This window comes from Leclercia sp. W17, assembly GCF_003336325.1.
Lineage (GTDB): Bacteria > Pseudomonadota > Gammaproteobacteria > Enterobacterales > Enterobacteriaceae > Enterobacter.
Genome location: NZ_CP031101.1, coordinates 2,739,499 through 2,762,129, shown reverse-complemented (window position 1 = coordinate 2,762,129; position 22,631 = coordinate 2,739,499). Strand labels below are relative to the sequence as shown.

Below are 22,631 nucleotides of genomic sequence, written 5' to 3'. Positions count from 1 at the left end.
GGGCCTTCGCGCCCTCCGGGACCAGGAAAGTCTTCGGAATTTACCCATGAAAAAACTGCTTCTTGCTTTTACTCCCTTTCTGCTGGCGAGCTGTAGCGTTTACAACCAGTTCGTCGAGCGCATGCAAACCGACACGCTGGCCTATCAGTGCGACGAAAAGCCCCTTACCGTTAAGCTCAACAATCCCCGTCAGGAAGTCAGTTTCGTCTACGACAATAAGCTGCTGACGCTGAAACAGGGCATGTCCGCCTCCGGGACCCGTTACAGCGACGGGGTATATGTCTTCTGGTCGAAAGGCGACAGTGCAACGGTCTACAAGCGCGATCGCATTGTGCTGAACAATTGTCAGATCGAAAATCCGAAGCGTTGAGATTTTGCAGGGGGCGGCGCACAATAGCGTCACCCATTGTCAACGTCAGTTAACGCCATGCCAGATAACGACGAATTGCAGAAAATTGCGCACCTTAGGCGCGAATACACCAAAGGCGGCCTGCGTCGCCAGGATCTCCCCGCCGAGCCGCTGGTGCTGTTTGAGCACTGGCTGAAACAGGCCTGTGAAGCACAACTGGCCGATCCCACCGCGATGGTGGTTGCCACCGTCGATGAAAATGGCCAACCCTACCAGCGTATCGTGCTGCTCAAGCATTACGACGACAAAGGGCTGGTGTTCTACACCAACCTCGGCAGCCGTAAGGCGCAGCATCTGGAAAACAACCCGCGTATCAGTTTGCTCTTCCCGTGGCATATGCTGGAGCGCCAGGTGATGGTCACCGGCTCCGTTGAGCGTCTCTCTACCCTTGAAGTGGTGAAGTATTTCCACAGCCGTCCGCGCGACAGTCAGATTGGCGCCTGGGTCTCTAAACAGTCGAGCCGCATCTCTGCCCGCGGCGTGCTGGAGAGCAAGTTCCTTGAGCTGAAACAGAAATTCCAGCAGGGCGAAGTGCCACTGCCAAGTTTCTGGGGCGGCTTCCGCGTCTCCGTACAGCAGATGGAGTTCTGGCAGGGCGGTGAACATCGCCTCCACGACAGGTTTATCTACCAGCGCGATAACGGCGCGTGGAAAATCGATCGGCTGGCACCCTAATCCCCGAAATTTGTTCTCTTAAGCGCTGGCGCTACGTTGGTCAGCGCTTTATTCTATGTACCTTTCGCGTCTGGCGAAAAGTCGTGTACCGGCAAAGGTGCAGTCGTTTTATACATGGAGAATTTGATGGCAAGCAGTAACTTGATTAAACAATTGCAAGAGCGGGGGCTGGTAGCCCAGGTGACGGACGAGGAAGCGTTAGCAGAGCGACTGGCGCAAGGCCCGATCGCGCTCTATTGCGGCTTCGATCCTACCGCTGACAGCTTGCATTTGGGGCATCTGGTTCCTTTGTTATGCCTGAAACGCTTCCAGCTGGCTGGCCATAAGCCTGTGGCGCTGGTCGGTGGCGCAACGGGTCTGATTGGCGACCCAAGCTTCAAAGCCGCTGAGCGTAAACTGAATACGGCGGATACCGTAGAGGAGTGGGTCGCGAAAATCCGCAAACAGGTCGCCCCATTCCTCGACTTTGACTGTGGTGAAAACTCCGCGATCGCTGCGAACAACTACGACTGGTTTGGCAGCATGAACGTGCTGACCTTCCTGCGTGATATCGGCAAGCACTTCTCCGTTAACCAGATGATCAACAAAGAAGCGGTGAAGCAGCGTCTGAACCGTGACGATCAGGGCATCTCCTTTACCGAGTTCTCCTATAACCTGCTGCAGGGGTATGACTTTGCCTGTCTGAACGAGCTGCACGGCGTGTCGCTGCAGATTGGCGGCTCCGATCAGTGGGGTAACATTACCTCCGGTATCGATCTGACCCGTCGTCTGCACCAGAATCAGGTCTTCGGTCTGACCGTTCCGCTGATCACCAAAGCCGACGGCACCAAGTTCGGTAAAACCGAAGGCGGCGCGGTATGGCTCGATCCGAAGAAAACCAGCCCGTACAAGTTCTACCAGTTCTGGATCAACACCGCAGACGCTGACGTTTATCGCTTCCTGAAGTTCTTCACCTTTATGGACATTGAAGAGATCAATGCTCTTGAAGAAGAAGACAAGAACAGCGGTAAAGCGCCACGCGCCCAGTACGTGCTGGCCGATGAGGTCACGAAGCTGGTTCACGGCGAAGAGGGCTTAGCGGCGGCCAAGCGCATTACCGCCAGCCTGTTTAACGGCAACCTGAGCGATCTGAGCGAAGCAGACTTCGAACAGCTGGCGCAGGATGGCGTGCCGATGGTTGAGATGGAGAAAGGGGCAGATCTGATGCAGGCCCTGGTCGACTCTGAGCTTCAGCCGTCCCGCGGCCAGGCGCGTAAAACCATCGCCTCTAACGCCATCACCATCAACGGTGAAAAACAGTCTGACGCGGAGTACATCTTCGCTGACAGCGATCGCCTGTTTGGTCGTTATACCTTACTGCGTCGCGGTAAAAAGAATTACTGTCTGGTTTGCTGGAAATAATCATAAAAGCACAGGGGCGTGGGAAACCACGCCCCTTTATTTTTTCAGGGTTGTGGTAAGAAAATGAAGAATATCCTCGCCATCCAGTCCCACGTCGTTTTTGGGCATGCTGGCAACAGCGCCGCAGAATTTCCGATGCGTCGTCTCGGGGCCAATGTCTGGCCATTAAATACCGTTCAGTTTTCCAACCATACGCAATACGGCAAATGGACCGGTTGCGTGATGCCGCCCGCTCATCTCACAGAGATTGTTCAGGGCATCGCTGATATCGACAAACTCAAAACCTGCGATGCCGTGCTGAGCGGTTATCTGGGGTCAGCCGAGCAGGGCGAGCATATTCTGGGCATTGTCCGTCAGGTTAAGGCGGCGAACCCGGCGGCGAAATACTTCTGCGATCCGGTGATGGGTCATCCGGAAAAAGGCTGTATCGTGGCGCCTGGCGTGGCGGAGTTTCATGTGCGTCACGCTCTACCTGCCAGCGACATCATTGCCCCAAACCTCATTGAACTGGAGATTCTCTGTGAACATCCGGTAAACAGCGTGGAGGAGGCGATTGCGGCATCCCGTGAACTGATTGCGATGGGGCCGGAAATCGTGCTGGTGAAACATCTGGCCCGCGCCGGAATCAGCCCGGATCGCTTTGAGATGCTGCTGGTGACCAAAGATGAAGCCTGGCACATCAGCCGTCCGCTGGTGGATTTTGGCAGCCGTCAGCCGGTGGGTGTGGGCGATGTGACCAGCGGTCTGCTGCTGGTGAAACTGCTGCAGGGGGCAACGGTGCGTGATGCGCTTGAGCACGTCACGGCGGCGGTGTATGAGATTATGATCGCCACGAAGAACATGCAGGAGTATGAGTTGCAGGTGGTGGCGGCCCAGGATCGTATCGCGAAGCCGGAACACGTTTTTAGCGCGACCCAGCTTTGACATCAATGCCCGGCGGCGCTTCGCTTGCCGGGTCTACAGAGCTCGTAGGCCGGGTAAGCGCCAGCGCCACCCGGCAATAAACCGCTCTCTTACTTTAACCCTTCCGCTTCCAGTGCTGCCGCTACGGCAGGACGCTCCGCCATACGCGCCATATAGGCGTCAATGTGGCTTAATCCTTCCATGTTCAGCTTCACGGCCCGTGCCCAGCGCAGGACGGTAAACAGATACGCATCGGCAATGGTAAAGCGCGGCCCACAGATCCACTGATCGTCTTTCAGCGACGCGTTCACATATTGCAGTTTCTTCTCCAGCAGGGCGCGAACGGTCGGCTTGTACTCTTCCGGGGTGTCCGGGCGGAACAGCGGGGTAAAACCTTTATGCAGTTCGGTGGCGATGTAGTTCATCCATTCAATGGTTTTATAGCGGGCGATAGTGCCGGCTGGCGCCAGCAGCTGGCGATCCGCGACGCTGTCCGCCAGGTACTGCATAATGGCAACACCCTCGGTGAGCAGGGTGCCATCTTCCAGCTGCAGAGCCGGAACCTGGCCTTTAGGATTCACCGCGAAAAAATCATCGCCGTTTTCCAGACGCTTTTGCATCAGATCAACCCCGTTGAGGGTGAAGTCTTTACCGCTCTCGCGCAGCGTAATATGGGAGGCAAGAGAGCAGGCGCCTGGTTTATAGAACAGTTTCATCGGTCACTCCTGTTTACGTAGGTTTACCCTATGTTAGTGCGCCCCATAATAAAAAAAAAGCCGCTAACGCACAGTTAGCGGCTTGTATTCAGTCGTTTCCCGATGACATTACACGGCGGCGGTGTTGCTCGCTTTAGCGGTAGTGTCGTCGTCCTGAGTCATGCGGTTCAGTTTTGGTGCAGTCAGCATCATCAGCACAGCGATAACCGCAGTGGCAATACCAATCTGCAGGAACACATCACCATAGACATGCAGAGACTGCAGCGGATCGGTCACATCAGAAGGCACAGCCATCAGGTTGGCGATCTTACCGGCGATGATGGCAGCACCCGCAGTGGTCAGGAACCAGCTACCCATGATGAAGCCCATCAGACGCTGTGGCACCAGCTGCGCAACCATCGCCAGGCCCAGACCGGAGATCATCAGCTCACCGATAGACTGCAGCGCGTAGCTCAGGATCAGCCAGTTCACGGAGACGATACCCGCGTCGCTGGCGAATTCCGCGCCCAGCGGCAGTACCAGGAAGGCACCAGAGCAGAGCACCATGCCCACCGCGAACTTGTGCGGCATTGGCAGACGGTCGCCCATCTTGTTGTAGATGGCAGCCAGGATCGGGCTACCTACCATGATCCAGAACGGGTTCAGGGCCTGGAACTGCTCAGGCTCGAACGCGATACCCAGGATAGAGTGCTCAACGTTACGGATCGCGAAGAAGTTCAGAGAGGTTGGCATCTGGCTATACAGCACGAAGAAGACAATCGCTTCAACCATCAGAATGAAAGCAACCACCATCTTACGACGCGCTGCGCCCTGCATAGCAAAGGCTTCTTTGGCGAAGATGCAGACGATACCCAGCGCAACCACGCCCAGCACCGCACGTGCGATACCCTGGTTGTGCAGCAGCCAGGTGGCGATAGCAACCAGCACGACAACACCGACCAGCGTCGCCAGCAGTTTACCCATCTGTACTGGCGCAAAGTCAGGTTTTGAACCGTAGTCTTTCACCCAGCTGCGGCAGAACAGGAAGTTCACCACGGTGATCAACATACCGACGAAGCTCAGGGCAAACGCCACGCTCCAGCCGAATTTTGCTGCCAGCCACGGGGTCGCCAGCATGGAGAAGAAGGAACCGATGTTGATGGACATATAGTACATGGTGAATGCACCGTCCAGACGCGGGTCATCTTTCTTATAGCAGGTAGAAAGCAGGGCAGACGGGTTCGCCTTGAACAGGCCGTTACCCACCGCGATGGTCGCCATACCCAGGTAAACCACGCCGGCATCGTGACCAGACCAGGCTACCAGACCATAACCGATCGCCAGAACGATGGCGCCCAGCAGAATGACACGTTTGGTTCCCAGTACTTTATCGCCCAGCCAGCCACCAATTGCGACCAGACCGTAGACCAGAGCACTGAAAGAAGAAAACAGGGTGATGGAATCGGCTTCGGACATACCCAGTTGTTTCACCAGGTAAACCGCCATGATCCCTTGCAGACCGTAGTAACCAAAACGCTCCCACAGCTCAATAGAGAATATGAGATAGAACGATTTCGGTTGTTTGAAAGCGTTAAGACTTACGCTCTCTTCAGCTGGTTTATTGTTTGCAGTAGACACATATACCTCTTTTTTTACATCCCATATTAACGGGGGTGTTCATAGCGTGATGACCGTAGTCCATCCGCTTTATAGTTATAGTGGGAGGGGAAACGGCGGGTAATGTTCACTATCCTGACCCGTCTGGCAAGACGTTTGTAATAGTCTGTTACATTTAACTCCTGCCATATAATGCGCCAGAAACCTAAATGTTATTTAGCGTTAAATTTTCCCGTTTCGTTGAAACTGGTTTTTTTCACTGTCTTTCAGGAGAAAAAATCGCCATGTGGCGATATGTTCTGCTGTAAAAGGTGTTGGGCAGTGATATGGCCTATATTCTGAAAAATAACCGGACATATCTACGGGTGGGAAGGGGGTTTTTCTTGATGCTGTAGGGCTTTAGTAGCCATTTTGACACATAAAATTAACAGTGTGTGAACAGGGTGATCGCGATCACATTTATATAGAAAATTTTGCTGACGAAAAAACAATTAACCTGTTTGATTGTTATATAGCCGCACAATGCACGAACCCTAAAGTTTAGCTCAGACAGAAAAGCTGCAAAAGGTGAGCCTGGTAGGTAGTCATGCTCGCTATAAGGGTTTTGCGTTATAAAAAAACCGTCTGATGACGGTTTTAGTGGTCTGTTTTCTCTTTATATTCACAGAGATCTTCAATAATACAGGAGCCGCAGCGGGGTTTACGCGCAATGCAGGTATAGCGCCCGTGGAGGATCAACCAGTGATGGCAGTCGACCTTAAACTCCGCAGGAACCACTTTCAGCAGCTTATCTTCGACCTGCTCCACGTTTTTGCCTGGGGCGAAGTTCGTTCGGTTGCAGACACGGAAGATATGGGTATCCACGGCAATGGTCGGCCAGCCAAAGGCGGTATTCAACACCACGTTAGCGGTTTTACGGCCCACGCCGGGCAGCGCTTCCAGCGCCGCGCGATCTTCCGGTACCTCACCGCCGTGCAGCTCTATCAGCATCCGGCAGGTCTTGATCACGTTCTCGGCTTTGCTGTTAAACAGGCCGATGGTCTTGATGTACGACTTTACCCCCTCAACGCCCAGCTCCAGCATCGCCTGAGGCGTGTTGGCGACAGGGTAGAGCTTCGCGGTGGCTTTATTGACGCTCACGTCAGTGGCCTGTGCAGAGAGCAACACCGCGATCAGCAGTTCAAACGGCGAGGTAAAATTCAGCTCGGTGGTCGGGTGCGGATTATTCTCCCGCAGGCGCTGTAAAATGGTTAAACGTTTCTCTTTGTTCATGAGGCCTTCTCAGGGATCCCTTCCTCTACGCTGCGCGTGGCAGCGCGGCGTTTACGTTTCTCATCAATAAGGTATTTCACCGCCAGCATCATCCCCAGGCCAATAAACGCGCCAGGGGGCAGCATCGCCAGCAGGAACGGCGTATCGGTGTGGAACACCTCAATGCGCAGGACTTTGGCCCAACTGCCCAGCAGCGCATCTGCGCCATCGAACAGGGTACCGTTGCCAAGGATTTCACGCATGGCGCCCAGTACAAACATCGCCCCGGTCGCCCCCATACCGATGGCAAAGCCATCAAAAGCTGAAATCAGCGGATCGTTTTTCACCGCAAAGGCTTCGGCGCGGCCCACCACGATACAGTTGGTCACAATCAGCGGGATAAAAATCCCCAGCGACTGATAGAGGCCAAAGGCGTAGGCGTTGATCAGCATCTGCACGACGCTCACCACCGAGGCGATAATCATCACGTAGATCGGAATACGAATCTCTGACGGCGTCCAGCGGCGCAGGGCAGAGATCGACAGGTTGGTCAGGATCAATACCAGGGTGGTGGCAAGGCCAAGGCCCAACGCGTTGGTAACGGTGGAGGTGACGGCCAGCAGCGGACACATCCCCAGCAGCTGTACCAGCGCGGAGTTGTTTTTCCACAGCCCCTGAACAAAAACCTCTTTTACCTGGCTCATGAACGCTCCTCACAGGCGGGCAGATTGTTAAGTTGTGCAGGCAGCGATTGTGCGTAAACCCCCGCACGTTTAACGGCGTTCACTACCGCTCGTGGGGTGATGGTCGCACCGGTAAACTGATCGATATCACCGCCATCTTTTTTCACCGCGAACGCCGGATCGTCAATACCGTGGATCACTTTACCCGCGAAATGCAAAATCCAGTCGCTTGAGCGGGTTTCGATCTTATCTCCAAGCCCTGGCGTTTCGTGATGCTCGGTCACGCGCGTACCCAGCACGGTGCCGGAAAAATCGGTGCCCACCAGCAGCCTGATAGCGCCGGAGTATCCATCCGGCGCGGTGGCTTCCATCACCACGCCGGTCGGTGTATCGCCTTTACGGGCGATAAAAATACGGTGGGTGCCTTTGCCAAGCGCTGGCGTCTGGACAAGATAACAGCTCTTCTGCAGATCGTTATCGTAGATATCTGCCGGGATCACCTGGTCAAACAGCGCTTTTTGCTGACGGGCCGCCTGTTCATCAATGGTGGATTTGGTTAAGCCGTTGACCAGCGCGGTCATGCCGGTGAGCACGGCGGCAAAGAGCGCCAGCGTCACGCCGTGTTTTTGCATCGTTTTTAACATGGCGAGATCCTTAGCGATGGCCGTACACGCGCGGACGCGTGTAGTAGTCGATGAGCGGAACGGTGATGTTCGCCAGCAGCACGGCAAAGGCCACGCCGTCCGGGTAACCGCCAAAGCTGCGGATCAGCCACACCAGCAGACCCGCCAGCGCACCAAAAATCAGGCGCCCACGGTTGGTGGTGGAGGCCGTTACCGGGTCGGTAAGAATAAAGAAGGCACCCAGCATGGTGGCGCCGGAAAGCAGATGGATCTGCGGTGACGCCAGCGACTCCGGCGAGAAGAACCAGCCCAGGCCGGAACAGACGGCAAGCGTTATCAGGAAGCTCACCGGGATATGCCAGCGGATCGCTTTCTGCCACAGCAGGAACAGGCCACCGGCCAGATACGCCAGGTTAACCCACTGCCAGCCCGCGCCTGCCAGCACACCGCTGTATATCGGATATTGCAGGATCTGCTCCACGCTATGACCGGCGTGCAGGGACGTTTTAAAGGTATCAAGCGGGGTCGCCTGGCTAATACCGTCGACGCCCATCCGCAGGGTGTTCATATCCGCGCCGCTGGCGGTATGGCCGGAGAAGATCACCTGCACGGCATCCATAAAGCCTGGCACCGTCGCGGCAATCTCATGCGGCGGCAGCCAGCTGGTCATCTGCACCGGGAAGGAGATCAGCAGCACCACATAGCCAATCATTGCCGGGTTAAACGGGTTATGCCCGAGGCCGCCATACAGCTGCTTGGCGATGATCACCGCGAACACGGTACCGAGCACTACCATCCACCACGGAGCGAACGGCGGAATACTGATGGCCAGCAGCAGGCCGGTGAGCAGGGCGGAATTGTCCGCCAGGATTTTGCCCACCGCGATTTTTCGCAGTTTAAGTACCAGCGCTTCGGCTGCCAGTGCGCTCACACAGCCAAGGATAATCTGCAGCAACGTACCCCAGCCGAAGAACCAGAGCTGTACGGCAATGCCCGGCAGCGCGGCCAGGCAGACCAGCATCATAATGCGCGATGTCTGGCGCTGGTTATGGGTATAAGGGGAGCTTGCGATTCTGAAAACCATTTAATCCTCGTTAACTGCCTGCTGTGCGGCTCTCTTCGCCTGTACCCGCGCGATGGCGGCAGCCACTGCCGCTTTGCGTGGATCGTCATTGGCTGCCGGCTCTTCTTCCTGTTGCGCCGCCTTGCGCGCTTTTGCTCTGGCAATGGCGGCTTCGACTGCCGCTTTACGCGGGTCGACGGGGGCGGATTCTTCCTGTTTTGCTTCCGGTGGCGCGGCTTTTCGGGCTTTGGCCCGGGCAATCGCCGCTTCGACGGCGGCTTTACGCGGGTCGACCGGAGCCTGTTCAACCTGAATATCGTCCTGCTGCGCCGCTTTACGCGGATCGACTGGCGCTGGCTCGCTCTGGTTCTCTTCCGGTGGCGCGGCTTTGCGGGCTTTTGCGCGGGCAATAGCTGCTTCGACCGCCGCTTTACGCGGATCGACTAAGGCTGGCTCGCTCTGGCTCTCTTCCGGTTGCGCCGCCTTGCGGGCTTTAGCACGGGCGATGGCCGCTTCGACCGCGGCTTTACGCGGATCGACTGGCGCTGGCTCGCTCTGGCTCTCTTCCGGTTGCGCCGCATTGCGGGCTTTTGCGCGGGCAATCGCCGCTTCGACCGCCGCTTTACGCGGATCGGCTTCTGTTGATGCGGCGGCAGCCTGCGCTTTTTCCGCCTGACGGGCGCGGGCCTCTGCTTTGCGCGCTTCGCGGGCGGCAATCATCTCGCTGTTATCCGGGCGCTGACCCGCCGGGATCACCACATCTTCTGTCGCGGTGGCTTTCTTCTCACGCACACGCGCCAGGGCAGCATTAATGGCATCCTGGTCTTTCGCCGCAGGCTGAACTGCCGCTTTCTTATGGCGCTCTTCGCGGGCGGCTTTCTCGCGCTCAAGGCGCTGCTGGCGCGCTTCAAACCGTGCTTTGGCTTCGGCAGCGCGTTTCTCTTCCTGGGCGATGGCGTAGATTTCGGCTTTCTCGACGCGGAAATATTGCACCAGCGGAATATTGCTCGGGCAGACCCAGGCGCAGGCGCCACACTCAATGCAGTCGGCCAGGTTATGGGATTTCGCCTTATCGTGGATCTGCCCTTTGCTGTACCAGTAGAGCTGCTGAGGCAGCAGATCCGCCGGGCAGGCATCGGCACAGGCGCTGCAGCGAATACAGCCTTTCTCTTCCTGCTTTTCGCCCATCTCGCTGACGGACGGGGCCAGCAGGCAGTTGGTGATTTTTACCACCGGGACATCCAGCCACGGCAGGGTAAAGCCCATCAGCGGCCCACCCATAATTACCATTTGCTCAGAGCTCGGGCAGAACCCGGCCTGATCCAGCAGATGACGAACCGGCGTGCCCAGACGCGCCCAGACGTTGCCGGGACGGCTAACCGATTCACCGGTCAGGGTAACGACGCGCTCGGTAAGCGGCTCGCCGTCAACAACCGCACGTTTAACGGCATAGGCGGTGCCGACGTTCTGCATCAGGACGCCAATGTCAGACGAACGACCGCCGTGCGGAACCTGCTTGCCGGTTAAAATCTGGGTCAACTGCTTGGCGCCACCGGAGGGGTACTTGGTGGGGATAACGCGCAGGCTGATATCATGGCTGCCCGCCAGTACCGCACGCAGCATGGAGATGGCCTGCGGTTTGTTATCTTCAATGCCGATCAGCACTTCCTGCGGCTGCAGAATGTGCACGAGGATGCGAATGCCCTCGACGATCTGCGCGGCGCAGTCCTGCATCAGACGATCGTCCGCGGTGATGTACGGCTCGCACTCGGCGGCGTTGATAATCAGGGTTTTGATCTTGTCGCCGCCGCCTTGCAGTTTGTTGCCGGTCGGGAAGCCCGCGCCGCCCAGACCGGCGACGCCAGACTGGTGAATGCGCTCGATCAGCGCCTCGCGGCTGTGGCTGCGGTAGTCGCTCCAGCCGTCGCGCTCAATCCAGCGATCTTCGCCGTCGGCGTCGATGATGACGCACAGCTCAGAGAGGGCGGAAGGGTGGGCAACGGTATGAGGAGCAATCGCCACCACGGTGCCGGAGGTAGGGGCATGCACAGGCAGCATACGTCCGCGTCCAAAGGTCAGCGGCTGGCCGCGTAACACGCTGTCGCCAGGTTTAACGCACAGCTCACCCTCAGCACCGATGTGCTGTTTAAGGGGGATAATAAAACGGTTGGCCAGCGGGATCTGGCGCAGCGGCGTGCCGCTGGACTGGGTTTTCATCTCTGGCGGATGAATACCGCCATCGAAATCCCAGATCTTCTCTTTTCTGAAGGCAGAAAATAACTTAAGCATGTTGTTCCACAGGAATAATGCGCACCGGAATGGTCTGAAGATCCCATTTCCAGCTATCGGTCGTGGTGGCTACCGGGCGTAACTCAATGCACTGGGTCGGGCAGGGGGCGACACAGAGGTTACAGCCGGTACACAGGTCTTCCATCACGGTATGCATGGCGCGCGTGGCACCCACAATGGCATCTACCGGGCAGGCCTGAATACATTTGGTGCAGCCGATGCAGTTGGGCTCATCGATCACCGCCAGCATGCGCACCGGCTCCTGTGCGCTTTCATCACCATCGACCGGCTGAGGGTCGACGTTCAGCAGTCCGGCAATCTTCAGCATCACCGCTTCGCCGCCAGGCGCACAGCGGTTAATTTTTTCGCCGCCGTTGCCCACCGCCTCTGCGTAAGGGCGACAGCCAGGGTAGCCGCACTGCCCGCACTGGCTTTGCGGCAGCAGCTCATCAATTTTTTCGACAATCGGGTCATCCTCCACCGCGAAGCGGCGTGAGGCGTAACCGAGAATGATGCCAAACAGCAGCCCCAGAACACCGAGGGCAGCAATGGCAATCCAGATTGCATTCATTACAACTTCACCAGACCACTAAAGCCCATAAAGGCCAGAGACATAAGACCGGCGGTAACCAGCGCGATGGCGTTACCGCGAAACGGTGCCGGAATATCCGCCGCGACCAGGCGTTCGCGGATCGCCGCAAACAGCACCATCACCAGCGAGAAGCCGACCGCGGCGGAAAAACCGTACAGTGCCGACTGCAGGAAATTGTGCCCAAGGTTAATGTTGAGCAACGCCACGCCGAGCACCGCACAGTTGGTGGTGATCAGCGGCAGGAAGATGCCGAGCAGGCGGTATAACGCCGGGCTGGTTTTACGCACCACCATTTCGGTGAACTGCACCACCACAGCGATAACAAGAATAAAGGCCAGCGTACGCAGATAAGTCAGGCCGAGGGGGATTAAAATCCAGGTATCCACCCACCAGGCGCAGATCGAGGCGAGGGTCAACACGAAGGTGGTGGCCAGCCCCATCCCCATTGCCGTTTCGAGCTTTTTGGATACGCCCATAAATGGGCACAGGCCAAGGAACTTCACGAGAACGAAGTTGTTTACCAGCACCGTGCCGACAAAGAGCAGTAAGTAATCGGTCATTATTCAGCCTGACATAAAAAAGCCGCCTATTATCGGATAAACCGGCGCAGGCGACAACAGGTTAACTGTAAGGTTATTACGGGTTCACAAAGGTGTTCTTTACGCGGGCCGAGCGCTTAAAGTACGGCACGAACAGCGCGGTCACCAGCAGTGGGAAGAGGAGTTGACGCACTGCCAGCGCATCGGAAACCGGCGAAAAGGCGAAGGCTTTCACGGCCAGCAAGACAGAGACCAGCAGCCAGATAATATAGTGCTTAGGCACGCTGCGGCGGCGTTTAAAAAACGCGATGGTCAGCCACAGCGTGTAGTACCACATGGCAATCGCAAAGGCGAAAGAAATAAACCACATAACGATAGCGGAGGTATTTTGCGCGCCCAGCGTTTTAAGTGCATGCGGCGTAATTAGTGCAGTGGAATAAAGTACCAGCGCCAGCGAGGCACTTAATAATGCAACCAGCAGCCAGGCGAGCGGAGCAAGTAACCAGCCGCCAATTTTTTCTCCAGCCGTTGTGGTCATGTTCTCTCCCGATAGTCAGCGAAAAGCGCGAACTGCAAATTAGCAGGGGCGAGAGTATATAACATTTCCGGGCAATGGGTACCCTTTTAGAGCACGTAACGCAACACCGACTTAGGCACTTCGCCAATGTTGAACAGGCGTCCGCCAGAGACCAGCTCAGCGCGGCGATGGTCAGCGGCGCGGTACATGCTGATAATATCCTGATTGTCACTCAGGGTGTAGTTCAGGTGGTCAAACAGCTTTTCCAGGCTTTCAAGGGAATTAATTTTGCGAAATTTTAATAAATAGTCCTGAACTGTCATTTTAATAATTTTCCATATAAGAGTGAGTAATGCCAAAGGAGTAATTCGGTCGAATAATAAACGGTTCAAATAAGACGTAAACGGTTTGCCAAAGCGCACCGGCAAAAATAAGACTTTTCTTGACTGATGAAATCAGGCGTCGGTCGACGCCTGGCGAAGAAGGTTAACGCTGTTCATGACGGCTGGCAATAAGCAACTGACATCATATGTCACTATTTTTGATGAGCGTATGAGGCTTGGCCTGGTTGACCGTATTTACCGGTTCAGGGGGCTGGTAGTTATCAATATGACTGGCAATGGCGAGCAGTATCACCGACACGCCCAGTACTATCCATCCCGCTAACTCGATAATGCGATTAATTATTGTCGTCATGATTCTTGGTAATGTTTTATCCATAAATACAGATCCAGAATTTTACAGCGCGATATGCCGCTGAGCAAGCGCTTTACATGGATGTTTTGCGATTGTATTCAGCGAGTTATAAAAGTTAATCAGAAATTACTGATTGCTTCTCTTGCTTTAGGGCAAGGTCCGCCAGATTAATCTATTGTGACGGGAGAGGAGATAGTGTGAAATATGCAGGTCAAAAGATGAGAGGCGATTTCATGAGCGACAAAATCCGTGTGGGATTAATAGGTTATGGTTATGCGAGTAAAACGTTTCATGCCCCGCTGATTGATGGCACTCCGGGGATGGAGCTGGCAGCAATTTCCAGCAGCGATGCGACGAAAGTCCATGCCGACTGGCCAACCGTGCCGGTGGTTTCTGAGCCGAAGCATCTGTTTAACGATCCCAATATCGATCTGATTGTTATCCCGACACCGAACGACACCCATTTCCCGCTGGCAAAAGCGGCCCTTGAAGCGGGCAAGCATGTGGTGGTGGATAAACCCTTTACCGTGACACTGTCACAGGCGCGGGAACTGGACGCGCTGGCGAAAAGCCTGGGTAAACTGCTCTCCGTCTTCCACAACCGCCGCTGGGACAGCGACTTCCTCACCGTTAAAGCCCTCATTGCCGATGGCTCTCTGGGGGAAGTGGCATTCTTCGAATCACATTTCGACCGTTTCCGTCCGCAGGTGCGTAATCGCTGGCGTGAGCAGGCGGGTCCGGGCAGCGGCATCTGGTACGATCTGGCCCCACATCTGCTTGACCAGGCCGTTAACCTCTTTGGTCTGCCGGTGAGCCTGAACGTCGATCTGGCCCAGCTGCGCCCTGGCGCGCAGGCCACGGACTACTTCCATGCGGTGTTAAGCTATCCGCAGCGGCGCGTGGTACTGCATGGCACCATGATGGCGGCGGCGGAATCCGCACGTTACATCGTGCATGGCTCCCGCGGCAGCTATGTGAAGTTCGGTCTCGATCCGCAGGAAGATCGTCTGAAAAACGGCGAACGTCTGCCGCAGGAAGACTGGGGCTATGACATGCGTGACGGCGTGCTGACCCGCGTGGAAGGGGAAGAGCGTGTGGAAGAGACCTGGCTGACGCTGCCGGGCAACTACCCGGCCTATTATGCCGGTATTCGCGATGCGCTGAACGGCGACGGGGAGAACCCGGTTCCGGCAAGCCAGGCGATTCAGATTATGGAACTGATTGAGCTGGGTATCGAGTCCGCGAAACATCGCGCGACCCTCTGTCTGGCCTGAAAAAAAGCCCGGCATTGCCGGGCTTTTTCTTATCCGCGTGCGACCTTGTCGCGCAGCGCCTGCTTCTCGGCAGGCGTTAAAAATGCCATCTCCAGACCATTGATCTGCGCCTGGCGAATCTGCTCGCGGCTCAGTCCGGCCTGCGGGGCGGCCACCGTGTATTCGTGAATAATATCGACTCCCTGAACTGCCGGATCGTCAGTGTTCAGCGAGGCCATTACCCCGTGCTCAAGGAAGGTTTTCAGCGGGTGGTGCGCCAGCGTCGCCACGGTGCTGGTCTGAATGTTGGAGGTCAGACAGGATTCGATCCCGATGCGTTGTGCCGCCAGGAAGTCCATCAGGTCGCGGTCTTCCACCGCTTTCACCCCATGGCCGATGCGTTCGGCACCCAGCTCGCGGATCGCCTGCCAGATGCTCTCCGGGCCCGCCGCTTCACCGGCATGGACGGTGATGTGCCAGCCTGCATCGCGGGCGCGATTGAAGTGGGAGAGGAACAGACTGCCCGGGAAGCCCAGCTCGTCGCCCGCCAGATCGACCGCAGTGATATGTTCCCGGTGAGCCAGCAGGGCTTCGAGTTCCTGAAGACAAGCGGCTTCGCCAAAAGTACGGCTCATGATCCCAATCAGACGAGCTTCCACATTAAAGGCTTTACAGCCTTCGCGAACGCCAGCGATCACCGCCTCTACCACACCGTCAACCGGCAGGTTGTGGGACATCGCCATATAGCCCGGCGAGAAACGCAGTTCAACGTAATGCAGACCGTTGCGCGCGGCGTCCTCAATATTCTCGAAGGCAACGCGACGGCAGGCTTCCAGCGAGGCGAGGACTTTTACCCCCCAGTCGAGCTTGCTTAAAAAGCTCACCAGATCCGGTTCGTTTTCTGTTACCTGCACATGCGGGATCAGCGACTCAAGGGTTTGTGCGGGCAGGGCTAAATTATACTGGCGACCAAGATCAAGAATGGTCTGGGCACGGATGTTGCCATCAAGGTGGCGATGAACGTCAGTTAACGGGAGGGTGGTATCAATCATGGTCGCACTCTTTATTAGGTAAAGTGCGACACATTATAAAAATAAAACGGAGCAAAAAGCTAATTGCGCAAGATAAATATCCGTTGCGCAATGCTATTACCGCAGGGTGTGAATCCCGGTAATCAGTCGTTCCACCCCTTGCTCCAGTTTACTGCGCGGGCAACCGGCATTGAGTCGGATAAAACCGATACCCTCTTCACCATAGGTACATCCCGGCATAATCGCTACTTTTTGCTGCTCAATCAGCACGTTTTGCAGCTTTCGGTCGTCGATATTTAGCGGTCGCAGATCGATCCACGCCAGATAGGTCGCCTCTGGTGGCTGCCAGTTTAACGCGGGAAAGGCACCATTGAGTCTGTCGGCTACATAGTGCAGGTTGGTCTCCAGATAATTGCGCAGCGCATCCAGCCAGGCGTCTCCCTGTTGGTAGGCGGCAATGTGCGCCACCAGCGCCAGCACCGACGGCGAAGAGAGGCCGTCTCGCCCCTTCAGCGCCTGCAAATAGTCCATGCGGCTGGCTTCATCACCGATCAAACCGTATGCGCCGGTAAGCGCAGGAATATTAAAGCTCTTGGAGCCGGAGGTGAGAAGCGCCCATTTTCCCTGCGCCACTTCGCACCAGGGAATGTGCTGATGGTTGCCCCATACCATATCCATATGAATTTCATCGCTGATGACCGCCACGCCGTGCCGCGCACAGAGTTCAGCCATGGTCGCTAACTCGTTCCGGGTCCAGACCTTGCCGGTCGGGTTGTGCGGGCTACAGAGCAGCAGGATTTTGTTCTGCGGCTGTGCCAGTACCGCTTCCAGTTCGGCCATATCGCACTGCCAGCCCGCCGCCGTCTTATGCAGGCCAACAGGCACCACCTGACGGTTATTGCCCGCAATGGCATTGTAAAACGCGTCGTAGGCCGGGGTGTGGATCACCACCCCGTCGCCTGCGTTGGACCACTGGCGAATCAGCTCCGACACCATATAGATCACCGAGGGGCCATAGACGATGGCGCGGGTATCGATGGAGCTGTTGAAGCGCTGCCGGAACCACTGCGCTACCGCCCCAAGGAATTCGTCGTTTTTCCAGCGGCTGTAGCCAAACACTCCGTGGCTGATGCGGGCTTGCAGGGCCTCGATGATGCAGGGGGCCGTGGCAAAATCCATGTCCGAGATGGTAAACGGCAGTAGATCGGCGGCGCCGAAGCGGTCAGCAACATAGTCCCATTGAGTACACCAGGTGCCGTGACGATCCACGACGGTGGAAAAATCAAACATAACGTCTCCTTAAAAGAGAACCCCCTCATGGCGAGGGGGTTGAGGCATCAGGCTTCTACTGTTCGCATCAGGGTCGCCAGCTCATCTTTCACTGACTGTACCTGCGGGCCGATCACCACCTGCAAATTGTGCTGGTTGAGCTGAACCACGCCGATAGCGCGATTGGCCTTCAGGGCGTTGGTGTCCACTTTGGACATATCCGCCACCGACAGGCGCAGGCGGGTGATGCAGTTATCCAGCGAGGTAATGTTATCCGCACCGCCCAGCGCCGCAAGGATCGCTGGCGTATTGTAGCCGGATTTGCCGGTCACACCCGCCACCGCCTGCTCCACGCTCGCCGCGCTCTCAATATCGCGTCCCGGTGTTTTCAGGTTAAAGCGGGTGATGGCGAAGCGGAAGATCCCGTAGTAGACCGCAAACCAGATCGCGGCCACCACCGGCACCAGATACCACTTGGTCGACAGGCCGTGCAGGATACCGAACACCACAAAATCAATCACGTTGCCGTCGGTATTACCGATGGTGACACCCAGCACCGCCATGAGGGTAAAGCCCAGGCCGGTTAGCACGGCGTGAATGAGATACAGCACCGGTGCCACGAACAGGAACAGGAACTCGATCGGTTCAGTGGTACCGCCGACCACGCAGGCGATAACGCCGGAGATCAGCAGGCCCTTAATCTTATGACGGTTTTCCGGACGGGCGCAGTGGTACATCGCCAGCGCCGCACCCGGCAGGCCGCCGAGGAAGGCTGGCATTTTCCCCTGGGAGAGGAAGCGGGTAGCGCTCTCCGAGAAGCCGTGGGTGGTCGGGCAGCTTAACTGCGCCTGGAAGATGGTCAGCGCACCGCTCACATCGTGACCGCACACCTCCATCGTGCCGCCCGCTTCCGTGAAGCGGATCAGGGCGACAAGAATATGCTGAAGTCCGAAAGGCAACAGCAGACGCTCACCGGTACCGAAGATCATCGGACCAAAATCACCGGCGCTGTTGATAATACGGCCAATGCCGGTAATGCCCATGGCAAATACTGGCCAAATCAGCGGAATGATCAGACCAAACAGGCCCATCACTACCAGGGTTACAATCGGCACAAAACGGGTGCCGCCGAAGAAGGCCAGCGCATCCGGCAGGCGGATATTGTGAAAACGTTCATGCAGCATCCAGATGATCACACCCGCGATCACGGCCCCGAGGATGCCGGTATCAATTGACTGAATACCAATTACGCTTTGAATGTTATTGGCTTTCAGCACTGCCGCGTCGGTGGTCGGCAGAATGCCTTTGGCGGTCAGCCAGAAGTTAACCGCCAGGTTCATCACCGCGTAGCCCACAAACCCGGCAAAGGCCGCCACGCCTTTGTTTTCGCGGGCCAGCCCCAGCGGGATGGCGATACAGAACATCACCGGCAGGAAGCTAAAGGCAAAGGAGCCGACCTTGCTCATCCAGATGAATCATGATTGAAGTGATATTGATATGTTAAATCAGATACTTAAGGTTATGCGGTTTTTCTATGGGGCATCAGTGGGGCATTTTGAGTAAATGATGCGTTCAAAATGCCCACTTGGTCATGGTTATTCTCGGTCATCCATTTACCGTAAACCGTGAATAGCATTTGCGCTGACGAATGGCCCATCTGGTGCGCAACGAAATTTGGGTTCGCTCCGGCGACCAGTGCCCAGCACGCATATGTGTTTCTGGTTTCATAAGACCGTCTTTGCCGGACGCCTGCTCGACGCAGGGCAGTGCGCCATGCTGAATTAATGGATCCGGGAACGTAGCACATCGTCTTCTTACCGTTCATTGAAGTAATCGACGGGGAGAATATAAAGGTGCATTCATCGGTTCTCTTTTTTTTGTATTCCCGTAGGCTGACGCTTACCTTGTGGGATGCCATCATTCTTGTCAGTGGCATTTGCGCCTTGAGGGCATCAATTGCTGGCCGGGTCAGCTGTATGGTTCGAATCCCGGCGTTGGTTTTTGGCAGGGTGAAGTTACCCTTCAGGGAATAGTTCCGTGACACCGTAACAGTCCAGTTAACAGTATCCACATCCTCCCAGGCTAACGCGCTTAGTTCGCCATGCCTGACGCCTGTATTTACCGCAAAGATAACCATATTCTGAAACTGCAGCGTTGGGCAGGCTGCAACCACTCGCTGATACTCGCCAGAAGTAAGAGGATCTGGAACGGGCCTTTCTTTTGCGAGCGGGGTAATACCTGCCATCAGATCGGTTTTCAGGTAGCCACTTTTGAAAGCAAAGCCCAGCATCCCGCCAAGACATGCCATATAGCTATTGACTGTAGGAACGCTTCTTCCCTTTTTGGGCGGGTGATTTAGGCCATGCCTGGTCTTCTGCCAGCCGTTCAGTAGCTCCTTCCTGGCACTAAGGATATCTTCAGTGTTCAGGCTGCCGATGTACCTGTGCTCACCAATTGTTTCGATAGTTGTTGTGAGGTGGCAATCGTAACGCCTCAACGTCCCGAGGCTAAGCTCCATCTCCTTAAGGCCAAGCCATTTCGATTTCAGTTCAAGTAGTGAGATTTGCTTTCTGACGGTACTGAATTTCTCTGAGTTCGATGAATCCGGGAATTGTGAGGCATAATTGAATGTGCCTGTCTTTATCGCAAAGCAGACCGAAGCCCGAAGCTCACCTGCCATTTTCCTGTTTTTCGGCGTGTCAGGAACGCCGAGATTTTCCCTGACACGCTTCCCCTGATATATGAACCATATGCGTAACGATTCTCCATGAACCTCTACGCCTGTTGGGTATGCTGCCATAATCATTCCTCGTTTGATGTGCCAAAGGACATTTAAGCAGATATTCTCCGGCGTTTCGCTGGACTTTGGTGCTCGATCCAGTGGTTTATCTCATCGCGGTTATACATGATTGGGCTGTTTTGCTTGGGTGCCATATCAGGGGCAACATGGCGATAATGCTTTCCCTCCATCCAGGTTGACCGGCGGGCATGCTGAATCATGTGCTTTGACATGCCGGTTGTCGCAGTTAAAAGTTCCTCTGTGACCCATTTATTCGGTACCAGCTGAATAATGTCGCTCATGGTTTTCTCCAGGCAAAAGAATCCCGGCACTATGGCCGGGGAAAGGGGGGGGGATAACGTGGCAGTGCATTCGCACCCAATAGCCAGCTCATAACTGGCTATCAGTTGCGTCATTCATTCGGCTGGTTAACGATGTCGTAAAACTGCCCGTAGGTTATTTTCTGGAAGCTTCCAGGTATCTCTATTTCGCCATGCCGCTCTTCTTTATTGTTCGGGATAGCGAATACCAAGCAGTCATCACGGCCCGGGTGCTTACCGCCATAAGTAGAGAGCATCGCGAAACCGAAGCCACGCCCAGACTGGCCGCCGATGCCGGTTCGCATAATTCCGTAGTGGTTAACGATGTAGTCTTTCCACTCAGGCAGAGATTTCAGCTTTTTGTTGGCTTCCTCCATTACCGAGTCGAGCTCTTTGTTGAAAGCCCGGCCCTCTTTTGTATTCCCTTTCCCTCTTCCCAGCACCACTCGCTTACCATCAAACATCTCTTCACGCTTAATGGTCATAGGGCAGGGGAATTGATATCCCTTCTCCCACACAAATCCATTAAGCAAACCTCCGCCACCACCCCATCCGCTGGAAGTTGTCCACGCAATAGCGCCGACCTTGCCTGCCGCTTCAGGCAGAATAGAGTTACGCTGCTCTCTGATATCGTCATAACCTGCAATAAGCGACTTCACTTCATCGCCTTCAACCATGTAATAATCATAAAATTTGCTTTGGTCTGACATAATCTCTCCTCATGCCGCACGCATAGCGCGAAGCCGTTTAATGTGCTCGCTCGTCTCAAGTTCGGCGCGGATCTGCTCCGCCTCCCGGTGGTCTAGCGGTTCGAAATCGTTAATAAAGCGGTCGATTGAAGCGGTGTTGATCCGCCCCTGTCGCCAGTAGCGGACCACTTCTGATGTGGTGGAATGAATAATTACGGGCCAGTTATGCTGGTCAGCGAATATCTGGCCGCGCTGGATTAGCTTGAACATTGGCTGACTCCATATAAGCACTAATGAAAGCGGCGGCCGCCTGTGCGTTTATGGCGTTGCCGTAACCTCTGAGTCTTCCGGTGCGGTTGCTGCTTGCCATTCTTGCCACCCCGGACTCGACTCGTCCCAGGCGTGCGACAGCCCCATCAACCAGCGGGAATGTGCCGGGTTCAACTGGACGCCATTTTCCATCTCGACATAAGAGCCAGTCTGCATCACGCCAAAAACCGTTAACCTCAAGGGGCCGCATGTGTACGCCTGACGCGGCAGCTGATCCAGCCTGTCCTTTCCATCCCGCTGAGCCGTCATCCCCGCAGAATCCTTCCAATCCCGAGACGTTGGAGTTACCCAGCCCGCAAGCCTCGAGGCTCCGCCCAGAGTGGATCCGCGCTTTGGCGCATTTGCCGCCGCCGCATGACCCGCAACCTGATTGTTGTCGATCGTGGTTGGAGTCGGCCAGCTTGCCAGGGTTACCGCCGTCTGAATATTCATCCCACCCATGCGCCCGGACGTTCCCGCGCCGGTCGTCGATTTGGCTGTTGGCGTGGGCCACCCAGTAGGCCCGCTCTCTGATGTGCGGAGCACCGATGCCCGCTGACGTAAACGGCACAAGCCCGAAGGTGTAGTCCATTCCTTCCAGGTCTGCCTGTACAAGGTCGAACCATGCGTTTGCGTTACCAGCTGCAACCTGCTCGCCAAAGACATGCTGAGGTCTGCGCTCGCTGATGAGGTGGAAGAAGGCTGGCCAAAGGTGCCGCTCGTCAGCAAACCCATCTCCTTTGCCTGCCGCGCTGAAAGGCTGGCACGGGCAGGAACCTGTCCAGACCGGTTTGTCGTCAGGCCATCCGGCGAGGCGGAGGGAATGGGACCAGACCCCAATCCCTGCAAACATGTGTACCTGGGTGAATCCTCGCAGGTCGTCAGGTGTGACATCTTCAATACTCCGTTCGTCAACTTCGCCAGGCGCGATGTGACCGCCGGCGATCAGGTTACGCAGCCATTGAGCTGCGAATGGGTCGATTTCGTTGTAGAGCGCCCAGGGTTTATTGCCGATGATGGCAGCCATG

At 55.9% G+C, this 22,631-nt stretch carries 24 protein-coding genes and 1 pseudogene; 5 read left to right on the top strand and 20 right to left on the bottom strand.

Annotated elements, in window-relative coordinates; all coding sequences use genetic code 11:
* Positions 1-46: 46 nt before the first annotated feature.
* The 4 genes from mliC to pdxY all read left to right on the top strand — a co-directional run bounded on the left by mliC (position 47) and on the right by pdxY (position 3,409).
* Entirely contained in the window at positions 47-370 is a 324-nt protein-coding gene (gene mliC / locus DVA44_RS13605; protein WP_103824563.1) for a C-type lysozyme inhibitor, read from the top strand.
* A 57-nt stretch (positions 371-427) separates the two neighbouring features.
* Positions 428-1,084 (top strand): pyridoxamine 5'-phosphate oxidase, encoded by a 657-nt coding sequence (gene pdxH / locus DVA44_RS13600; protein WP_103824562.1) that lies wholly within the window; start codon positions 428-430, stop codon positions 1,082-1,084.
* A 126-nt stretch (positions 1,085-1,210) separates the two neighbouring features.
* Positions 1,211-2,485, top strand: a complete 1,275-nt coding sequence (gene tyrS, locus DVA44_RS13595) for a tyrosine--tRNA ligase (protein ID WP_114387261.1) — start codon at positions 1,211-1,213, stop codon at positions 2,483-2,485.
* 63 nt (positions 2,486-2,548) lie between these two features.
* Positions 2,549-3,409 (top strand): pyridoxal kinase PdxY, encoded by an 861-nt coding sequence (gene pdxY / locus DVA44_RS13590; RefSeq protein ID WP_114387260.1) that lies wholly within the window; start codon positions 2,549-2,551, stop codon positions 3,407-3,409.
* 89 nt (positions 3,410-3,498) lie between these two features.
* Here pdxY and gstA read toward each other — a convergent pair whose 3' ends face one another.
* The 12 genes from gstA to blr form a co-directional block, all read right to left on the bottom strand.
* On the bottom strand, positions 3,499-4,104 hold the full coding sequence (gene gstA, locus DVA44_RS13585) for a glutathione transferase GstA (protein WP_103824559.1): 606 nt from the start codon (positions 4,102-4,104) through the stop codon (positions 3,499-3,501).
* Positions 4,105-4,212: 108 nt separating this feature from the next.
* Positions 4,213-5,721: a dipeptide/tripeptide permease DtpA gene (gene dtpA / locus DVA44_RS13580; RefSeq protein ID WP_114388425.1), complete on the bottom strand. Its 1,509-nt coding sequence runs from the start codon at positions 5,719-5,721 to the stop codon at positions 4,213-4,215.
* A 615-nt stretch (positions 5,722-6,336) separates the two neighbouring features.
* Positions 6,337-6,972: an endonuclease III gene (nth, locus tag DVA44_RS13575; protein WP_103824558.1), complete on the bottom strand. Its 636-nt coding sequence runs from the start codon at positions 6,970-6,972 to the stop codon at positions 6,337-6,339.
* Positions 6,969-7,655, bottom strand: coding sequence for an electron transport complex subunit E (locus tag DVA44_RS13570; protein ID WP_114387259.1), 687 nt, complete (start codon positions 7,653-7,655; stop codon positions 6,969-6,971). The genes nth and DVA44_RS13570 overlap by 4 nt, the downstream gene beginning before the upstream one ends.
* Positions 7,652-8,278: an electron transport complex subunit RsxG gene (gene rsxG, locus DVA44_RS13565; RefSeq protein ID WP_114315169.1), complete on the bottom strand. Its 627-nt coding sequence runs from the start codon at positions 8,276-8,278 to the stop codon at positions 7,652-7,654. Before rsxG ends, DVA44_RS13570 begins: the two co-directional genes overlap by 4 nt.
* Before the next feature lie 10 nt (positions 8,279-8,288).
* Complete coding sequence (gene rsxD, locus DVA44_RS13560; RefSeq protein WP_114387258.1) at positions 8,289-9,341, bottom strand: electron transport complex subunit RsxD; 1,053 nt, start codon at positions 9,339-9,341, stop codon at positions 8,289-8,291.
* On the bottom strand, positions 9,342-11,609 hold the full coding sequence (gene rsxC, locus DVA44_RS13555) for an electron transport complex subunit RsxC (protein ID WP_114387257.1): 2,268 nt from the start codon (positions 11,607-11,609) through the stop codon (positions 9,342-9,344). It lies immediately after the preceding gene.
* On the bottom strand, positions 11,602-12,180 hold the full coding sequence (gene rsxB / locus DVA44_RS13550; protein WP_114387256.1) for an electron transport complex subunit RsxB: 579 nt from the start codon (positions 12,178-12,180) through the stop codon (positions 11,602-11,604). The genes rsxC and rsxB overlap by 8 nt, the downstream gene beginning before the upstream one ends.
* Positions 12,180-12,761 (bottom strand): electron transport complex subunit RsxA, encoded by a 582-nt coding sequence (rsxA, locus tag DVA44_RS13545; RefSeq protein WP_039029166.1) that lies wholly within the window; start codon positions 12,759-12,761, stop codon positions 12,180-12,182. Before rsxA ends, rsxB begins: the two co-directional genes overlap by 1 nt.
* 76 nt (positions 12,762-12,837) lie before the next feature.
* Positions 12,838-13,278, bottom strand: coding sequence for a DUF2569 domain-containing protein (locus tag DVA44_RS13540; RefSeq protein ID WP_103179388.1), 441 nt, complete (start codon positions 13,276-13,278; stop codon positions 12,838-12,840).
* An 86-nt stretch (positions 13,279-13,364) separates the two neighbouring features.
* Positions 13,365-13,580, bottom strand: coding sequence for a transcription modulator YdgT (gene ydgT, locus DVA44_RS13535; RefSeq protein WP_114387255.1), 216 nt, complete (start codon positions 13,578-13,580; stop codon positions 13,365-13,367).
* Positions 13,581-13,782: 202 nt separating this feature from the next.
* On the bottom strand, positions 13,783-13,953 hold the full coding sequence (gene blr / locus DVA44_RS13530; RefSeq protein WP_168194517.1) for a division septum protein Blr: 171 nt from the start codon (positions 13,951-13,953) through the stop codon (positions 13,783-13,785).
* 233 nt (positions 13,954-14,186) lie between these two features.
* Between blr and DVA44_RS13525 the strand changes: the two genes are divergently transcribed.
* On the top strand, positions 14,187-15,227 hold the full coding sequence (locus DVA44_RS13525) for an oxidoreductase (protein WP_103824550.1): 1,041 nt from the start codon (positions 14,187-14,189) through the stop codon (positions 15,225-15,227).
* A 29-nt stretch (positions 15,228-15,256) separates the two neighbouring features.
* Here DVA44_RS13525 and add read toward each other — a convergent pair whose 3' ends face one another.
* The 8 genes and pseudogenes from add to DVA44_RS13485 all read right to left on the bottom strand — a co-directional run bounded on the left by add (position 15,257) and on the right by DVA44_RS13485 (position 22,630).
* A complete protein-coding gene (gene add, locus DVA44_RS13520; RefSeq protein ID WP_114387254.1) occupies positions 15,257-16,258 on the bottom strand; it encodes an adenosine deaminase in 1,002 nt (333 codons plus the stop codon).
* Between the two features lie 96 nt (positions 16,259-16,354).
* On the bottom strand, positions 16,355-17,527 hold the full coding sequence (locus DVA44_RS13515) for a MalY/PatB family protein (RefSeq protein WP_114387253.1): 1,173 nt from the start codon (positions 17,525-17,527) through the stop codon (positions 16,355-16,357).
* Between the two features lie 47 nt (positions 17,528-17,574).
* Positions 17,575-18,981: pseudogene (gene malX / locus DVA44_RS13510) on the bottom strand (maltose/glucose-specific PTS transporter subunit IIBC); the annotation flags it as partial.
* A 44-nt stretch (positions 18,982-19,025) separates the two neighbouring features.
* A complete protein-coding gene (locus tag DVA44_RS13505; protein ID WP_114387252.1) occupies positions 19,026-20,306 on the bottom strand; it encodes a site-specific integrase in 1,281 nt (426 codons plus the stop codon).
* Positions 20,307-20,338: 32 nt separating this feature from the next.
* On the bottom strand, positions 20,339-20,587 hold the full coding sequence (locus DVA44_RS13500; RefSeq protein ID WP_022650951.1) for an excisionase family protein: 249 nt from the start codon (positions 20,585-20,587) through the stop codon (positions 20,339-20,341).
* 110 nt (positions 20,588-20,697) lie between these two features.
* Positions 20,698-21,315, bottom strand: a complete 618-nt coding sequence (locus tag DVA44_RS13495) for a DUF5420 family protein (protein WP_114387251.1) — start codon at positions 21,313-21,315, stop codon at positions 20,698-20,700.
* Between the two features lie 9 nt (positions 21,316-21,324).
* Positions 21,325-21,564, bottom strand: coding sequence for a DUF4222 domain-containing protein (locus DVA44_RS13490; RefSeq protein ID WP_114387250.1), 240 nt, complete (start codon positions 21,562-21,564; stop codon positions 21,325-21,327).
* Positions 21,527-22,630, bottom strand: coding sequence for a DNA cytosine methyltransferase (locus DVA44_RS13485; protein ID WP_114387249.1), 1,104 nt, complete (start codon positions 22,628-22,630; stop codon positions 21,527-21,529). Before DVA44_RS13485 ends, DVA44_RS13490 begins: the two co-directional genes overlap by 38 nt.
* Between the last annotated feature and the right edge of the window lies 1 nt (position 22,631).

Coding starts and splice junctions, on each gene's coding strand:
- DVA44_RS13525 (WP_103824550.1), top strand. CDS start 14,187: ATGAGCGACAAAATCCGTGTGGGATTAATAGGTTATGGTTATGCGAGT.
- blr (WP_168194517.1), bottom strand. CDS start 13,953: ATGACGACAATAATTAATCGCATTATCGAGTTAGCGGGATGGATAGTA.
- rsxB (WP_114387256.1), bottom strand. CDS start 12,180: ATGAATGCAATCTGGATTGCCATTGCTGCCCTCGGTGTTCTGGGGCTG.
- DVA44_RS13500 (WP_022650951.1), bottom strand. CDS start 20,587: ATGAGCGACATTATTCAGCTGGTACCGAATAAATGGGTCACAGAGGAA.
- DVA44_RS13505 (WP_114387252.1), bottom strand. CDS start 20,306: ATGGCAGCATACCCAACAGGCGTAGAGGTTCATGGAGAATCGTTACGC.
- DVA44_RS13540 (WP_103179388.1), bottom strand. CDS start 13,278: ATGACCACAACGGCTGGAGAAAAAATTGGCGGCTGGTTACTTGCTCCG.
- pdxY (WP_114387260.1), top strand. CDS start 2,549: ATGAAGAATATCCTCGCCATCCAGTCCCACGTCGTTTTTGGGCATGCT.
- pdxH (WP_103824562.1), top strand. CDS start 428: ATGCCAGATAACGACGAATTGCAGAAAATTGCGCACCTTAGGCGCGAA.
- DVA44_RS13485 (WP_114387249.1), bottom strand. CDS start 22,630: ATGGCTGCCATCATCGGCAATAAACCCTGGGCGCTCTACAACGAAATC.
- DVA44_RS13570 (WP_114387259.1), bottom strand. CDS start 7,655: ATGAGCCAGGTAAAAGAGGTTTTTGTTCAGGGGCTGTGGAAAAACAAC.
- DVA44_RS13515 (WP_114387253.1), bottom strand. CDS start 17,527: ATGTTTGATTTTTCCACCGTCGTGGATCGTCACGGCACCTGGTGTACT.
- ydgT (WP_114387255.1), bottom strand. CDS start 13,580: ATGACAGTTCAGGACTATTTATTAAAATTTCGCAAAATTAATTCCCTT.
- tyrS (WP_114387261.1), top strand. CDS start 1,211: ATGGCAAGCAGTAACTTGATTAAACAATTGCAAGAGCGGGGGCTGGTA.
- rsxA (WP_039029166.1), bottom strand. CDS start 12,761: ATGACCGATTACTTACTGCTCTTTGTCGGCACGGTGCTGGTAAACAAC.
- add (WP_114387254.1), bottom strand. CDS start 16,258: ATGATTGATACCACCCTCCCGTTAACTGACGTTCATCGCCACCTTGAT.
- rsxC (WP_114387257.1), bottom strand. CDS start 11,609: ATGCTTAAGTTATTTTCTGCCTTCAGAAAAGAGAAGATCTGGGATTTC.
- DVA44_RS13490 (WP_114387250.1), bottom strand. CDS start 21,564: ATGTTCAAGCTAATCCAGCGCGGCCAGATATTCGCTGACCAGCATAAC.
- rsxD (WP_114387258.1), bottom strand. CDS start 9,341: ATGGTTTTCAGAATCGCAAGCTCCCCTTATACCCATAACCAGCGCCAG.
- mliC (WP_103824563.1), top strand. CDS start 47: ATGAAAAAACTGCTTCTTGCTTTTACTCCCTTTCTGCTGGCGAGCTGT.
- gstA (WP_103824559.1), bottom strand. CDS start 4,104: ATGAAACTGTTCTATAAACCAGGCGCCTGCTCTCTTGCCTCCCATATT.
- DVA44_RS13495 (WP_114387251.1), bottom strand. CDS start 21,315: ATGTCAGACCAAAGCAAATTTTATGATTATTACATGGTTGAAGGCGAT.
- rsxG (WP_114315169.1), bottom strand. CDS start 8,278: ATGTTAAAAACGATGCAAAAACACGGCGTGACGCTGGCGCTCTTTGCC.
- nth (WP_103824558.1), bottom strand. CDS start 6,972: ATGAACAAAGAGAAACGTTTAACCATTTTACAGCGCCTGCGGGAGAAT.